The organism is Xanthomonas arboricola pv. juglandis (assembly GCF_905367715.1).
Taxonomy (GTDB): domain Bacteria; phylum Pseudomonadota; class Gammaproteobacteria; order Xanthomonadales; family Xanthomonadaceae; genus Xanthomonas; species Xanthomonas arboricola.
The window spans coordinates 1,639,511-1,653,961 of sequence record NZ_HG999362.1 but is presented as its reverse complement, the minus strand read 5'-3'; the positions used below and the strand labels follow the sequence as shown (position 1 = coordinate 1,653,961).

At 66.7% G+C, this 14,451-nt stretch carries 13 protein-coding genes and 1 other RNA gene; 5 read left to right on the top strand and 9 right to left on the bottom strand.

Going from position 1 to position 14,451, the window contains the following annotated elements; translation table 11 throughout:
* Positions 1-139: 139 nt before the first annotated feature.
* Positions 140-487: a RidA family protein gene (locus KHN93_RS07070; RefSeq protein ID WP_016903508.1), complete on the bottom strand. Its 348-nt coding sequence runs from the start codon at positions 485-487 to the stop codon at positions 140-142.
* Between the two features lie 10 nt (positions 488-497).
* On the bottom strand, positions 498-1,205 hold the full coding sequence (locus KHN93_RS07065; protein WP_212579323.1) for a DUF998 domain-containing protein: 708 nt from the start codon (positions 1,203-1,205) through the stop codon (positions 498-500).
* A 261-nt stretch (positions 1,206-1,466) separates the two neighbouring features.
* Here KHN93_RS07065 and mprF point away from each other — a divergent pair, with 261 nt between their 5' ends.
* Entirely contained in the window at positions 1,467-4,031 is a 2,565-nt protein-coding gene (gene mprF, locus KHN93_RS07060) for a bifunctional lysylphosphatidylglycerol flippase/synthetase MprF (RefSeq protein WP_212579322.1), read from the top strand.
* Positions 4,032-5,043: 1,012 nt separating this feature from the next.
* On the opposite strand, the gene KHN93_RS07055 is transcribed toward mprF, so the two are convergent.
* The 7 genes from KHN93_RS07055 to KHN93_RS07025 all read right to left on the bottom strand — a co-directional run bounded on the left by KHN93_RS07055 (position 5,044) and on the right by KHN93_RS07025 (position 10,465).
* On the bottom strand, positions 5,044-6,417 hold the full coding sequence (locus KHN93_RS07055; RefSeq protein ID WP_212579321.1) for a virulence factor: 1,374 nt from the start codon (positions 6,415-6,417) through the stop codon (positions 5,044-5,046).
* 69 nt (positions 6,418-6,486) lie between these two features.
* On the bottom strand, positions 6,487-6,669 hold the full coding sequence (locus KHN93_RS07050; RefSeq protein ID WP_016903504.1) for an oxidoreductase-like domain-containing protein: 183 nt from the start codon (positions 6,667-6,669) through the stop codon (positions 6,487-6,489).
* A gap of 62 nt (positions 6,670-6,731) precedes the next feature.
* A complete protein-coding gene (locus KHN93_RS07045) occupies positions 6,732-7,340 on the bottom strand; it encodes an HD domain-containing protein (protein ID WP_016903503.1) in 609 nt (202 codons plus the stop codon).
* A gap of 35 nt (positions 7,341-7,375) precedes the next feature.
* Complete coding sequence (locus KHN93_RS07040; protein ID WP_212579320.1) at positions 7,376-7,978, bottom strand: 2'-5' RNA ligase family protein; 603 nt, start codon at positions 7,976-7,978, stop codon at positions 7,376-7,378.
* A gap of 256 nt (positions 7,979-8,234) precedes the next feature.
* On the bottom strand, positions 8,235-8,690 hold the full coding sequence (locus KHN93_RS07035) for a PA2169 family four-helix-bundle protein (RefSeq protein ID WP_024937995.1): 456 nt from the start codon (positions 8,688-8,690) through the stop codon (positions 8,235-8,237).
* A gap of 226 nt (positions 8,691-8,916) precedes the next feature.
* On the bottom strand, positions 8,917-9,087 hold the full coding sequence (locus tag KHN93_RS07030) for a hypothetical protein (RefSeq protein ID WP_039511547.1): 171 nt from the start codon (positions 9,085-9,087) through the stop codon (positions 8,917-8,919).
* 169 nt (positions 9,088-9,256) lie between these two features.
* Positions 9,257-10,465 (bottom strand): MFS transporter, encoded by a 1,209-nt coding sequence (locus KHN93_RS07025; protein WP_104597444.1) that lies wholly within the window; start codon positions 10,463-10,465, stop codon positions 9,257-9,259.
* Between the two features lie 246 nt (positions 10,466-10,711).
* Between KHN93_RS07025 and KHN93_RS07020 the strand changes: the two genes are divergently transcribed.
* The 4 genes from KHN93_RS07020 to KHN93_RS07005 all read left to right on the top strand — a co-directional run bounded on the left by KHN93_RS07020 (position 10,712) and on the right by KHN93_RS07005 (position 14,391).
* Positions 10,712-11,806, top strand: a complete 1,095-nt coding sequence (locus KHN93_RS07020; protein WP_104597536.1) for an alkene reductase — start codon at positions 10,712-10,714, stop codon at positions 11,804-11,806.
* A 61-nt stretch (positions 11,807-11,867) separates the two neighbouring features.
* A non-coding RNA gene (locus tag KHN93_RS07015) (sX9 sRNA) lies at positions 11,868-11,943 on the top strand.
* A 372-nt stretch (positions 11,944-12,315) separates the two neighbouring features.
* Positions 12,316-13,371 carry a L,D-transpeptidase gene (locus KHN93_RS07010; RefSeq protein ID WP_212579319.1) on the top strand — a complete coding sequence of 352 codons (1,056 nt, stop codon included), beginning with the start codon at positions 12,316-12,318 and terminating at the stop codon, positions 13,369-13,371.
* Positions 13,372-13,602: 231 nt separating this feature from the next.
* Positions 13,603-14,391 carry a hypothetical protein gene (locus KHN93_RS07005; RefSeq protein ID WP_244812213.1) on the top strand — a complete coding sequence of 263 codons (789 nt, stop codon included), beginning with the start codon at positions 13,603-13,605 and terminating at the stop codon, positions 14,389-14,391.
* The last annotated feature ends 60 nt before the right edge of the window (positions 14,392-14,451 follow it).

Genomic DNA, 14,451 nt, shown 5'->3' with positions numbered 1-14,451 from the left:
GACGATCCTGCCAAGCAAATGTGTGAGCGGTTCTTCGCCGCTGTCATCCACTAACGCTGCGCTGCATGTCCGAGCGCATGCGCGCAGATGACACGGCGTCGGCGCGCGATCGAGCCGCGATCCGCGCGCCGCGCTGCGGTCAGCTCGCCGCAGCGGTGATCACGATTTCCACCTTCCATTCCGGCCGCGCCAGTCTGGCTTCGACCGTGGCGCGCGCCGGAGTGAAACCGTGCGGCACCCATTCGTCCCAGGCCTTGTTCATGCCGTCGAAATCGGCGATGTCGGCCAGGAAGATTTCCGCACGCAGGATCTTGGTCTTGTCGCTGGCCGCCTGCGCGAGCAACTTGTCGATTTCACCCAGCACCTGGCGGGTCTGCCCGGTGATGTCTTGGCTGGTGTCTTCGGCAATCTGGCCGGCCAGGTAGCACACGCCGCCATGGACGGTCATTTCCGACATCCGCGGACCCGCATCGAATCGCTGCAGCATTTCAGACTTCCTACGGTTGATTGACCCGGGCATTGTCCCGCGAATGCGGCAAACGTGCAGCCCCGGCGTGCACGTGCTGCGCCAACCACGCGCCGACCCGCACCATCCAGGCCACGATCAGCACGATGGCGCTCTTCTGGCTGATGCCCAGCGGCGCGCTGGTGACCGTGACGTGGAACAGCAATACCGCAAATGCGCACAGCCCCAGGCCGAACGCGGCGGCGAAGTGGCCTTGCCACATCCGGTCGCGGCGGAAGTACCAGGACTGCAGCAACACCGCCGCGATCACGCACAGAAACGTCATGTCGGCCGAGAGCAGGTGCACCGGCATCGCCGCATCGGGCGCCAGCTCCGGCATCCAGCTATCGCCGATCGACACCATGCACAGGCCCACCGCCGCCACCCAGAACAGCCCCACCACGGTGCGGCTGCGCGCGGGCGGTGCAAGTGCCGCATGCAGGCCCAGCGCCATCCACGCCATCGCGGCAGCCAGCACGCAATAGGCCGTGCGCAGCAGTAGGCCGTAGGCGCCGTGCAGATACGCGCTCAGCTGTGCATCGATCCAGTCCAGATCGCCGCGCAACCATTGCAGCAGCAGGATCAAGGCGATGAAGGCCAGGCCCGTGCAGGCGGCGACTGCGCCGGCCTGCCCGGCCCAGCGTGGCGGGCGGGCCGACCCGGGTGGCATCGCAGTGCCGCTGTTGTGTTGATCTTCCATCAGCAGCCTGTCTGTGTTGCAACAGTCATCGTGTCCATATTCGTCTCCTGCGGCACGTGGGCGCGGCGATGCCCTATGATGCGCGCGGCCGTCCTGAGCCGATACCTGTCGGCGCAACCGAACCCTGCGTTCACCTCATTCGGCATCCACGCGATCACCCTGCATGTACCTTGACACCGACCGGCCCATGCAGAGCAACCTCCCGCGCGGCACGCACCGTGCATGTGCCCTTCTTCCCCTTCAGCAGATCCCGTTTCCCTCATGACGGATACCTCCGTGTCTTCCCAAGCGCCAGCCAGCGGGTGGCGCCGCGCCTTGCCGGTGATCATCAGCCTGGCAATCCTGGCAATGGCGCTGCACGCGCTGTCGGGGCAATTCACCGACCATGGCTATCGGCAGATCCGCCAGGCCTTCCGCGCCCTGGGTGCCGGCCAGATCGCGCTCACCCTGTTGCTGGGCTTGAGCAGCTACGCCTGCCTGGTGGGCTTTGACTGGGTCGGGCTCAAGCGCACCGGCAAGCGACTGCATCCGGCGCGCGTGGGCATCACCGCCTTCATGGCGCATGCGGTGGGGCAGACGCTGGGCTTTGCCGCCCTGACCGGCGGCGCGGTCCGCCTGCGCGGCTATGGCAGCGTCGGGCTGACCCTGGCCGAGATCGGCCAGGTGGTGCTGATGAGCACGCTGGGCTTCGTCTTCGGCGCCTGGGTGTTGCTTGGCCTGGCGCTGCTGCTGGAACCGGAAGCGGCTGCACGTGCATTGCCGATCACTGCAGAAGGCATCCGCATCGCCGGCATCGCCTTGCTGGTCGGCTACGTCGCAATGCTGGGGCTGGTCGGCAGACAGGGCCGCGAATTCGGGATCCGCAGTCATCGCTTCTGGCTGCCCGACCGCACCACGGTGCTGGGCGTGACCGCGCTGAGCGTGGTCGAGCTGGGCCTGGCCTCCGCCGCGTTCTACGTGCTGCTGCCGCCGGACCCGGGCACCGGCTACTTCGGGTTTATCGGCATCTGGCTGGTGGCGGTGGTCGCCGGGCTGATCTCCACGGTGCCGGCCGGCCTGGGCGTGTTCGAGTGGAGCCTGCTCAAGCTGCTGCCGCATGTCACCCCCGCCGCGGTGCTGGCGGCCGCGCTGGCCTACCGGGTCACCTACTACATCGTGCCGCTACTGATCTCGGTGGCGATGGCGGCAGCCTCCGGCCTGGGCGCACCGGTGCGCGCCAGCGCCAGCACTGCACGCACGGTATGGAAGGCCTTGCGCCCGTGGTTGCCGCAAATCCTGGCGTTGGCGGTGTTTGCAGTGGGTGCGGCGCTGGTCATCGACGGCACCTTGCCCACCCCGCGTGCGCGCCAGGAAGTGGCGCCGCTGCCGCTGATCGAAACCTCGCATCTGCTGGTCAGCCTGGGCGGCATGGTGCTGCTGCTGATCGGCCAGGGCCTGCAACGCCGCAGCCATGCGGCCTGGGTGCTGGCGCTGGGCGTGTGCATCCTGCTGCCGCCGCTGTCGCTGTTGCGCGGCAGCCATATCTCGGTGTCGTTGTCGGCGGCACTGGCCGCAGTGGCGCTGTGGGCGGCACGCCGCGAGTTCTACCGCCAGGGCGCGCTGCTGGACGAAGCCTGGTCGTGGCGCTGGCTGAGCAATCTTGGCCTGGTGCTGGTGGCCACGTTCTGGCTGCTGTTCTTCGTCTACAGCCACGTCGAATACAGCAACGACCTGTGGTGGGAGTTCGCCACCTCGGCCAACGCGCCACGTGCGCTGCGCGCGGCGCTGATCCTGTGCGTGGGCGTGATCGTGTTCGGCATGGCGCGCCTGCTGCGTGGCGGCCGCCGCCCGATGCCGTCCGCCGATGCGCAGACCCTGCAGACGCTGGCGCCGATCCTGGCCATCAGTACCGACACCCAGGCCTGCCTGGCGCTGACCGGCGACAAGGCCTTCCTGCTCGACGAGCAGCGCCGCGGGTTTGTGATGATGCAGCGTTACGGCGGCTCGCTGATCTCGATGGGCGACCCGGTCGGCCCGCCCGAGGTCGCGCGCGCACTGATCTGGCGCTTCCGCGAGGAGGCCGACCATATGGGCCTGCGCCCGGTGTTCTACCAGGTCGGCGAAAAATACTGGCAGACCTACCTCGACATGGGCCTGACCCTGGTCAAACTGGGCGAAGAGGCGATCGTGCCGCTGGAAGGCTTCACCCTCGAGGGCCGCGACCGCGCCGATCTGCGTCAGGCCTGGAACCGCGGCAAGCGCGGCGGCCTGACCTTCCGCATGCTGCAGCCCGAACAGGTGGATGCGGTACTGCCGCGCCTGTCCGAAGTGTCCGAGCAATGGCTGGAAGAAAAGTCCGGCGAAGAGAAGGGCTTCTCGCTGGGCAGCTTCGATGCGGACTATCTGCGCCGCTTCCCGGTGGCAGTGGCCGAGGCGGAAGGCGAAATCGTGGCCTTCGCCAATGTGTGGTGGGCGCCGGCCGGTGGCGAGCTGTCGGTGGACCTGATGCGGCACAGCGCGCAGGCACCCAAGGGCACGATGGATTTCCTGTTCATCGAGCTGTTCCTGTGGGGGCAAGCCAATGGCTATACGCGCTTCTCGCTGGGCATGGCGCCGCTGTCGGGCCTGGCCGAGCATCGCCTGGCCGGCCGCTGGAATCGCTTCGCCAGCCTGGTCGCACGTCATGGCGAGCGCTTCTATGGCTTCAGCGGCCTGCGCCGCTTCAAGTCGAAGTTCGCCCCGACCTGGCGCCCGCGTTATCTGGTCGCGCCCGGTGGCATGCATCTGCCGGCGGCGCTGCTGGATGTCACCCGATTGATCTCGGCGGATCCGGGCCGGCAGGAGTAAGGCCGCTCGATACCTGCGGTTTTACGCGAATGCCTCGCTCTACTGCGGGCGCTTGCACGTGTGCCTGAAAGCATTGCTTGCCGATCAGCAGTGGCAACGCTGGGCGCGTGGTGCCGCGTCCGGGGGCGGGACCGTGTGGTGACATGGATGTCGCCACCGAGCCTCCACGGATGGATTTACGGCGTGTCCCGACACCGGATGCGGCGCCGCGCCGCCGACCAGCTCCGCACGCCGATCAATCTTGCGCACGACATCTGGCGTTCCATGCGAATGCTTAGGTTTGCTGCGGGCGCTTGCACGGTACCGGTGTGGGACACGCCGCAAGTACGTCCATGTAGGCTCTGGCGCGGCATCCGTGCCGCTCAAGGTCCCACGCCGGCACCCGCGCAAGCACCACCGGTTGGTGCCGGTTGCTGAAAGAAATGCGGAGGGCCTGTTGGCGCTGCAGATCCTTCGGAACGTCACCACTTTTTTTGGCGACATGACAGCAGGTAAATGGCTTACCGATTACATCGGCCACGAAGTCCGCAGGCATCAGCACGTGCTTGAAGCACTGCTTGCCGATCAGGAGTGGCAACGCTGGAAGCGCGGTGCCGCGTCCGGGGGCGGGACCGTGTGGCGACATGGATGTCGCCACCGAGCCTCCAGGGATGGATTCACGGCGTGTCCCGACACTGGATGCGGCGCCGCGCCGCCGAGCAACTCCACACACCGATCAGTCTTACGCACGACATCTGGCGTTCCACGCGAATGCTTCGGTCTGCTGCGGGCGCTTGCACGCGTACCGGCGTGGGACACGCCGCAAGTACGTCCATGTAGGCTCTGGCGCGGCATCCATGCCGCTCAAGGTCCCACGCCGGCACGCGCGCAAGCACCACCGGTTGCTATCGGTTGCGGAAAGAAATGTCGGGGCCTGCTTGGCTGCAGGGGCCGAACCGAAAGATGACAACCGGGTTGTTGACCTGGTTCGGCCTGGAGTTGGGCCGAACCAGGTCAGAAATCCCGCGCTCGCTTACGGCTTCGACAGCGCGTGCAGCTGCTCCATGATCACTTTGGCCAGGGTCGCGTAATCGCCCTTGAAGTGGTGATCACCCGGCAGCGCGACCCGCTTGGCGGCCTGTGCCGACAGGCTTGGGCAGAGCGCGTCCTGATCGTCCTGGCCGTAGATGCACACGGTGGTGCCGGCGGGCAGCCGCTGCACTTCCGGCGCGATCGGCAGGCCTTCATCGTCCGAGCCCAGCCAGTTGCTGACATGAAACTCGTAATCGGCCAGCTTGCCCACCGACAACAGCGCGGTCATGCGCAGGTTCTGCTTGGTCTGCGCCGGCAGCTTGTTGATCGCGGCCGGCAACACGTCCGCGCCCTGCGAGAAGCCGATCAGCACCACCCGCTGACGTTGCCAGCGCTGCGCATAGAAACGCGCGATGCGATCCAGATCGGTGGCAAAGCCCTGCGGTGTGCGCTCGGTCCAGAAGTAACGCAGCGAATCCAGGCCGACCACCGGAATGCCTTGCGCGGCCAGGGCATCGGCCACCTCTTCGTCCAGACCCGCCCAGCCACCGTCGCCGGAGACGAAGATCACGAAGGTATCGTCGTCGCTGTCGCCATCGGGCTTGGCCGGCAGCTCCACCACCGGCAGATCTTCCAGCCCGCCCGGTGGCGGCGGCAGCGCCACGCCCTTCTGCTCGCCCAGCGAACGTGCCGCCGCGCGCAGGCCCGGCAGGATGTCGCCCTGCGCCGAACGCGTGAACGTGCGCGCCTGCGGCACCTGCTTGAGGAAGCCGTCTTCGGCCGCGGCCGGGCAACGCTTGTCCTGGCTGCCGGCAAGCACCCAAGGAATCTGCAATGGCACCGGCAGCAGCGTGTTGCTGCCCGGGCGCACGCCCGGCTGGCAGATCGCCTGGTCGGACACCGTCGCCGGGCAGAGCCCGTCGGTCAGCACGCCGGCTAGCACATGCGGCTTGGCTTGCGCCGCGATCGCATAGGCCAGCGCAGCCCCCTCGCCGTCGCCGACCAGCAGCGGCAGGCGGTAGGTGGGGATGTGGTAGAAGGCCTGCACGTAGCGCGAGAAATTTTCCACATCGCCGACCGAGAACGCGCAGGTACCGCCGGCCTTGCGCAGCACCGCGTAAAGATGCGCGGTATCGACCATCGCCACCATCGCGCCATCGGCGCGCAGGCTTTCCGCCTGGGTCTGGCGCTTGACGTTGTTGCCGGTGCCGGTCAGCCAGATCACCACGCGCTGCGGCTCGCCCTTGGGCATCAGCACCGGTATCTGCTCGAAGCGGCCGTGGCTCACTGGCTGCGTGGTCTGCGCAGCCGCCATGCCCGATAGCGTCAACACCGCCGCGCCGCAGAGCGCGCTCCACATCTCAAGTCGTCGCATGTCGCACCATCGGGAAAAGTGGTTCAAAGATAATCGTTCCAGGCAGCCACGCGAAGCGCGGCGCTTCGCTTATCGCGCATGTGCTCGCTGACGCGCTTCCCAGGCGGCCAAGGCCTGCCGGTAGCGCGCCAGGTCCTCCGCGTACAGATCGTGCACGCACAACGGGCAACCGCTTTCGCAGCACTCGTTGGGCGCAGGCGGCTCGGGCGGCTGCGGGCGTGGATCGTGATCGGAAGCTGCGCGGTCGTGCATGCACGCATTGTAGCGTGCGCCATGGCTGCGCCTGGATGAACCACAGCACGCAGCGTGCCAGGTCAGCGCCCCAGTCGCCGGCGCAGATTGGCCCGCGCCGCAGCGTCGCAGCGCGCATGGAAGTAGTCGCTCAGGAAGATGCGCGGACGCTCGAGCAGGCCGGCCAGAAAGCGCCTGCGGTTGAGCCGGAACAGCAGGCTGGGGACATGCCCACGGTACTCGGCGGCAATGCCCTCGTCATACGCATCGAACACCGCTGCCGGTGCGGCCAGGATCGCCATGTCGCAATCCAGGAACAACGCCGCCTCGGCGTCCACATCCGCTGGCTGCAGTTGTCCATGGCGTGCGGTGAGCAGAATCAGGCGCTGCACGCGCTGCAGATCCACCGACGCCTGCGGCCACCAGCGCGGGATGCAGTCCGTCGCCCAGTTGGCGGACTCCGCCTCGTTGTCACTGCGTCCGGGCTGGTACACCGCATCGTGAAACAGCACCGCCAGCCAGACCTCGACCGGCTGCTGCCAACCCGGTCCGGCGGCGACCTCGGCGTAGTGCTGCAGCAGCGCACGCACATGGCCGAAGTGGTGATAAGCGCGCGGTGGCGTGGCATAGGCCTGTTCGAGCGCGGCCAGGTGCTCGGGCTGCAATGGCAGTGGTGTGGTGGTGGCATCCATGCACGCAGGCTACCGCGTATGCATCTGCCTGCACATCAGCGCAGCGCCCATTGCCCTTCGATCTGGTAACGCGACTGGCCCAGGAAGCTGCGCACCAGCGCGAACTCGCGCACCGTCCACGCCAGCGCATCGCAGCGCCGTTGCGGCAACGACTGGTTGCAATACAGCAGCGTCATGTGCGGCGTGTACTGCGCGTCGCCGGCAATACCCGCATGCGCCAGCTGCCGGCCCAGCGCGCCCTGCAGTTCGTACAGCCCGCGCACCTTGTCTTCGCCACGCAGCACGCATGGCAGCTGCGAGCGCCGGCCGCCGAAGGTGCCGACCCGATCGAACTCCACTTCGAACGCGTCCAACACCACGCGCTCGGCTGCCTGACTGGCGCGGCTCACCAGCGACGGCGGCAAGCCGCCCGCGTAATCGCCCAGATGATGCAGGGTCACATGCAAGCGCTCGCGCGCCAGCGGCTTGCCATCGACATAACCATTGTGCAGCAGCCCATCGGCGATCGCCGCAGCGCGTTGGGCGGTGGCCGCATCGGCCATCACCGCAAAGAACAGGCGTTCGGTGGTCTTCTCCTCACCGAGGCCGAGCGACAACTGCGCCTCGGCCGAGGACAGGTACAGGAACTGCTGTTGCATGGGCTGATTCCACGACCGCGTACGCGGACCTGCCGGGAAGAAGGGCGGCGGATACTAGCAGACCAAATGCATGTGTGACACGCATTCAACGCCAATGCAAAAACGTGGAACGCGTGCAATGCGTGGAACAACAACCGCGCAGCACTGACCACGCGCGACACAAAAAGAAACGGGCAGCTTGCGCTGCCCGTTTCCGCCTTTATCGGTTCACTCCGCAAGCTGCATCACCTGGATGCGCCTGGGTTACGCGCGCAGCTTATGCGGCGTTCTTCATCGCATGCTTGCGGTTACGCATCACGTCGTGACATGCGCGCACTTCCGGCAGCAGACGCAGTGCGGCGTCGCGTGCGGCAGCCGGGGTGTCCTGGTCGGCGATGGTTTCGTCGAACGCCTTCAGCAGACGGTCTTCGGACTCTTCCAGCTCGGCAACGTAGCCGTACTTGGTATCGCCCAACGTGGCGCGCACCTTGCCGTAGAACTGCTGCATGCTGCCGACCATGGTGCCGCTGGTCTCCGGCTTGCCACCGACCGATGCAACCACACTGCTCAGATTGCTGACGATGTCGGACTTCACGCCGGCAATGCGGCGGAACAGCGTTGCAAGCTCCGCATCACCCACCTTGGCGGCCGCTTCTTCGTAGAAGTCCTTGCCGTCGCGGGAAATGGCGATGAGGTCGTTGAGGCTATGCTCGGTCTTGCTCTGAATGCTCATGTGTCGCTCCTGGTTGCGATGGGCCAGCGCTTCGCAAGTTGTGGATGCGTTTGCGCTGGCTTTCGGGGGATGAGGCAATCGATGTGCTGATTGCATGCCTTGGCGTTGTGTACGGCCTTAGCTTGGAGGGACACACATAATCGACATGTGAGTGATGTGGTGATTGTCCTCACGCGATCATGCAGGCAATGAATGGCGATTCATCGATGCCAAGAGCAGGTCAAACCTACTTCGGCTGCCGGCTCGCCCACATATTGTCGACCAGGTTGGGATAGGGACGACCGGCCTCCTCGGCGCGCTGCTTGGCAGCGGCCTTTTGGCTTGCGGTCAGCGGCGTGGAGGCGGATTTACCCTTGGGTTTGCCGCGCTTCCAGGGCGGTGGCGTGTGTTCGGTCATGGCGCTGTACGGTCCGCTTGCAGTGGAGCACGCAGTCTCGACGTGCGCTCGTGAGTTGGCCGTGGATATGGCCTTGCGTCCGGTACGACCCAATCGCAACCAGCACGCCATCTGCCAGCTTTGCCACTCATCACTCCAACTGCAACAGGCAGTGCAGGCCGGCAGCGCCTCAGCAGCTCGACAGCGATGCGCGCTGGCGGCGCTCCTGCCAGACCGCCAGCGCATACACCAGCAAGCCGCCCAGCGCAGTGGCCGCGCCCACGTAGCCTGTCGAGGTCCAGCCCCACCCGGCCGTGATCGCCATACCGCCCAGCCACGGGCCCAGCGCATTGGCGGTATTGAACGCGGCATGGTTGGACGCCGCTGCCAGGGTCTGCGCCTCCGCGGCCACATCCATCAGACGCGTCTGCAGTGCAGGTGCCAGTGCGCCCATGGTGCCGACCGCCACGATGGACACAAACACCCACAGGCCCGACTGCGCAGCCAACGGAAAGGTCAGCATCACCACCACCGACCACACCAGCAATACCGGCACCGCGCGGAACTGCATGCGGTCAAACAGCCAGCCGCCCAGGATGCTGCCGAGCACGCCGCCGACCCCGAACGCCACCATCGCCAGCGGGATCCGCGCCGGCTCCACGCCGGTCACCGCGGTCAGGGTGGGCGCTAGATAACTGAAGACGCAGAACATGCCGGAAAAACCCACCGCGCCGATCGCCAGGGCCAGCCATACCTGCGGCTGATTGAATGCGCGCAGCTCACGCAACGGCTGTTGCCGCGGCTCGTCCGGCGCAGGCGGCAGGCGCGCCGCCACTGCCGCAACCGTGCACAGCGCAAGCACCGACACCGCCGCATAGGCCCACCGCCAGCTCACGATCTGGCCCAGCCAGGTCGCCAACGGATTGCCGACCAGCAAGGCGATGCTCAGGCCCAGCAATACCCGGCCCACCGCAGTAGCGCGTTGGTTGGGCGGGCTGATCGACGCGGCCACCAGTGAAGCGACGCCGAAGTACGCGCCATGCGGCAAGCCGGCGATGAAACGGCACAGCAACATCGTGTGATAGCTCGGCGCCAACGCGCTGGCGAGATTGCCCAGCGCGTAGAACACCATCAGCAGCAGCAACAAGGTGCGCCTCGGCCAGCGCGCGCCAATAATCGCCAGCAACGGTGCACCGACCACCACGCCCAGCGCATAGGCGCTGATCACGTGACCAACCTGCGGCTCGCTGATCTGCAGGCCCTGCGCAATCTGGGTCATCAGGCCCATGGTGGAGAATTCGCTGATGCCGATCGCAAAGCCGCCCATCGCCAACGCAAACAGGATCAGCACATAGTCGCGCCGTGATACGGGCGGCGTTGAAAGATCGGTATCGGACATGCCCGACTCCAGGATGACGGGGCGGCTTATTATTGTGCAACGCAGCAATCGACGGAAGCGCGGTGCCTGCTGCGATTCAGCGCCAGGCCCCGGCACGTCATAGTCTGGCCGCTTTCGACGCGCCAGGAGACGCTGTGTCCTATCGCTATCGCTCGAATCCGCTTTGCTCCGCCACCATCGCTAGGGGGCACTCGCGATCGGCGCGGTGTCGCGCCTGGCGCGTGATCCACACCCAATTGGTTGCTGATGTCCAAATCCACTGAATCCCCGTTGTTCTCCCCCGTGCGCCTGGGCGCGCTGGATCTTGCCAACCGCGTGATCATGGCGCCGCTGACGCGCAATCGCGCCGCCGCCGGGCAGGTGCCCTCGCCGCTCGCCGCCGAGTACTACGGCCAACGCGCCGGTGCCGGCCTGATCGTGGCCGAAGGCACGCAGATCAGCCCGCTGGGTCAGGGCTATCTGGATACGCCCGGCATCCACACCGCCGAGCAGGTCCAGGGCTGGCGTGCGGTCACCGATGAAGTGCATCGCCGTGGCGGCAAGATCGTGCTGCAGCTATGGCATGTGGGCCGCGTCTCGCACACCAGCGTGCTGCCGCCGGGCGAATCGCCGGTGGCGCCCAGCGCCATCCGCGCCGAAGGCAAGACCTACACCAAGGACGGCTTCCAGGATGTCTCCGAGCCGCGCGCGCTGGCGCTGGACGAAATCCCCGCCCTGATCGAGGACTACCGCATCGCCGCACGCAACGCCATCGATGCCGGTTTCGATGGTGTGGAAGTGCACGCGGCCAACGGCTACCTGCTCGACCAGTTCCTGCGTGACGGCTCCAACCGGCGCACCGACGCGTACGGCGGCGACATCGAAAACCGCACCCGCCTGCTGACCGAAGTGGTGCAGGCGATCGCCGACGAGATCGGCGCCGAGCGCACCGGTGTGCGGCTGTCGCCGGTCACACCGGTGTACGGCATGCATGACTCCGATCCGCAGCCGTTGTTCGAACGTGCGGTGGAGCGTCTCAACCTGATCGGCGGGCTGGCCTTCGTGCACGTGATCGAAGGCGCAACCGGCGGTGCGCGCGACAACGTCGCCTTCGACTATGCCGCGCTGCGCGCAAAGTTCGACGGCGCCTGGATCGCCAACAACAGCTACGACAAGGCGCTGTCCGACCACGCCATCAACAGCGGTTACGCCGATGCGATCGCCTTCGGCCGACCCTTCATCGCCAACCCGGATCTGGTGCGTCGCCTGCACGAGAACGCCCCGCTGGCCGAGCTCGACCAGGCCACCCTGTACGGCGGCGGTGCCAAGGGCTACACCGACTACCCCGCCCTGCCGAACTGAGCGCGGCTGCAAAACGCCTGCGCTCACCGCCAGGCGGGCGCGGCCGATGTCCGGAATCGGGATGCACCACGCGTACATTCCGGTTCCTGCGCGCCGTCAGCACTCACTTGACGCCTGCTCGCTCCGTTTTGTCAGCCGCACCAGGTCTCGCCGACACAACGGCTGCGCTCGGTATAAAGCAGCTGCCGTGTCGGATCGGCCGGCCCGCACGCGCACGTTGAACCTGAGTACGTCGCAGGCCCGGTATTTCGTGCAGGCGCGATACGCATCCCTTGCCCGATCGCCCGCGCGATACGGCGGCCATCGTGCATCTGCCAAGACAATCGTTGAACCGGCGCGCAAGGCCAGGCGCTTGTGCGTGTGTTGCGCCTTGGGCTCGGCGAATACGCAAATGCATACACAACACGTTCCTCGCAATGCCGGGAGCTTCGCAACGTAGCCATCCCGGTAGCAACCACATGACGCGTACACCCCGCCCCGCTAGGATCGTGCCGACACTGCTCTCTGGAATGCCGATGCGACCCCTGCTCACTGCCATTGTTTTTTGCACGCTGCTGATCTGCGGGCCAGCGCTTGCGGTGCCGTTCTGGGGCGCGCGCCAGTCCAGCCCTGCCGAAACGGCGCCGGCCGACCTCACGCCGGGCGAATGGATCTGGGGCGGCGTCAGCAAGGGCTGGGGGCCGATGGCGGTGATTGTCAGCCTCACCGAACAACGCGCGTATGCGTATCGCAACAGCATCCTGATCGGCGTTTCCACCATCAGCTCCGGCAAGCCCGGGCACGAGACACCGACCGGTGTGTTCACCATCCTGCAGAAGGACAAGGACCACCGCTCCAACCTCTACAACGCCGCACCCATGCCGTATCAGCAACGCCTGACCTGGGACGGCGTGGCCCTGCACGCAGGCGGCCTGCCCGGCTATCCGGAATCGCATGGCTGCGTGCATCTACCGTCGGAATTCGCACGGCTGCTGTTCGACAATTCCAACATGGGCATGGTGGTGGTGGTCGCGCAGGCCGGTGTGGATGCGGACGCGGTGGTGCATCCCCGCGCGCTCAGTCCGATCGACCCGGCCACCGGTACGCAGCGGGCATTGCTGCCGCTGCCCAACGGCCAGAGCTTTGCGTGGCAGCCGGAGCTGGCACCCACCGGCCCCATCTCGATGCTGGTCAGCAGCAGCGATCAGCAATTGGTGGTGTATCGCAACGGTGTGGAGATCGGACGCGCACAAGTGGCATTGCGCGCGCAGACCGGCGCCGCGCCGCTGGGCACGCAAGCGTTCATCGTCGGCCAGGGTTTTCTGCCTGGCGAAGTACCCGGCTTGCCCGGTCAACGCATGCCCAACTGGATGCGCATCGGCATCCCCGGCAGCAGCGCGGCAGCAGGACAGGCCCTGGATGCCGACACCATCGCGCGGCTGCAGGTGCCGCCGGCCTTCCTGGCCGGCCTGCTGCCGCTGCTGACGCCTGGCGTGGTGCTAGTGGCCACCGACCAACGCATCCTTCCCGAAACCACCGGCGGAAAGCTGCAGGTGCTGGATTCGGACCCGCCCGAGGCGCCCTGAGCGCAGGCTGCGCCGCGTTATCGCGGCAGCAAAGTGAAAGGCGCGCGTAAGGTTGCGCGCGCACATGCGTGCAGCCAGGGATCGGCACGCACTCGTATGCGCTGGCGGTACCGAGCGCTAGCCGCCCACCCGGCGTTGTTGAGCGCGCGACCCGACGCGCGTTGCTGCGATTGTCAGCGCGACCTGCTTGGCAGATGATGCGGACATCCCTCATTGCCAAGGATGTGCGTGATGCGTTTACTCACTGCGGTTCTGCTCGGCAGCACGCTATTCGGTTACGCGTCCTCCACTGCAGCGGCCGAGTCGCTGCGCCCTGCCGCACCAAACGCCGAATGCCTGGATGCGCGCAAGGTGACGGAGCTGCATCAAGCCGATCCGCGCACGCTGGCAGTGGCCGAACAGGGCGGGCGGCTGTTCCGCATCAGCCTGGCGCAGGACTGCCCGCTACTGGCCGCACAAGCGGATGCGAGCCTGCTGGCGGCGCACGGCTGGGTCTGCAACGGTGCGCCGGCATACGTGAGCTCGGGCCAGCAGCACTGCGCTGTCAGCCAGATCGCCACGTTGAATGCGCGCGAATACGCCAGTGCGGCACGGCAACGCGACAGCGGCATCCCGACCCTGGACGGGGTCAGCGTGCGCGAAGCGCGCCGGCGTAATTTCGCCGGCTCGTCCAGCTACTGCTTCAATCCCAGCATGCTGCGTTCGTGGTCGGAAGACGGCCAGGGCCTGGTGGTGGAAGTCTCGCCACGTCACCCCGGCACGCATCGCCACTACCGTGTCGAACTGATGGACAGCTGCCGCGAACTCAGCGGCGCGCCGCCGATCCGCTTCGTCTCCGGCATGGGCCTGAATGCGATCTGCGGCAATCCCGGCGACAAGGTCGATGTGCTCGACGAAATGGCGCTTGCCGGCGCGGCTGCCGGATCCGGCCAGCAGGGCGATCTGAGCACCACGCGTGGCGGCCTGGCCGCGCGGATGCGCCAGAGTTGCACGGTGGCGGCGGTGTATCCGCGCGATTGAGCGACCCGCAACGCAGGAGCGCGCTTACGCGCGATGAGGCGGTCTCGATACCGCTTCATC

Coding starts and splice junctions, on each gene's coding strand:
- KHN93_RS07070 (WP_016903508.1), bottom strand. CDS start 487: ATGCTGCAGCGATTCGATGCGGGTCCGCGGATGTCGGAAATGACCGTC.
- KHN93_RS07065 (WP_212579323.1), bottom strand. CDS start 1,205: ATGGAAGATCAACACAACAGCGGCACTGCGATGCCACCCGGGTCGGCC.
- mprF (WP_212579322.1), top strand. CDS start 1,467: ATGACGGATACCTCCGTGTCTTCCCAAGCGCCAGCCAGCGGGTGGCGC.
- KHN93_RS07055 (WP_212579321.1), bottom strand. CDS start 6,417: ATGCGACGACTTGAGATGTGGAGCGCGCTCTGCGGCGCGGCGGTGTTG.
- KHN93_RS07050 (WP_016903504.1), bottom strand. CDS start 6,669: ATGCACGACCGCGCAGCTTCCGATCACGATCCACGCCCGCAGCCGCCC.
- KHN93_RS07045 (WP_016903503.1), bottom strand. CDS start 7,340: ATGGATGCCACCACCACACCACTGCCATTGCAGCCCGAGCACCTGGCC.
- KHN93_RS07040 (WP_212579320.1), bottom strand. CDS start 7,978: ATGCAACAGCAGTTCCTGTACCTGTCCTCGGCCGAGGCGCAGTTGTCG.
- KHN93_RS07035 (WP_024937995.1), bottom strand. CDS start 8,690: ATGAGCATTCAGAGCAAGACCGAGCATAGCCTCAACGACCTCATCGCC.
- KHN93_RS07030 (WP_039511547.1), bottom strand. CDS start 9,087: ATGACCGAACACACGCCACCGCCCTGGAAGCGCGGCAAACCCAAGGGT.
- KHN93_RS07025 (WP_104597444.1), bottom strand. CDS start 10,465: ATGTCCGATACCGATCTTTCAACGCCGCCCGTATCACGGCGCGACTAT.
- KHN93_RS07020 (WP_104597536.1), top strand. CDS start 10,712: ATGTCCAAATCCACTGAATCCCCGTTGTTCTCCCCCGTGCGCCTGGGC.
- KHN93_RS07010 (WP_212579319.1), top strand. CDS start 12,316: ATGCCGATGCGACCCCTGCTCACTGCCATTGTTTTTTGCACGCTGCTG.
- KHN93_RS07005 (WP_244812213.1), top strand. CDS start 13,603: ATGCGTTTACTCACTGCGGTTCTGCTCGGCAGCACGCTATTCGGTTAC.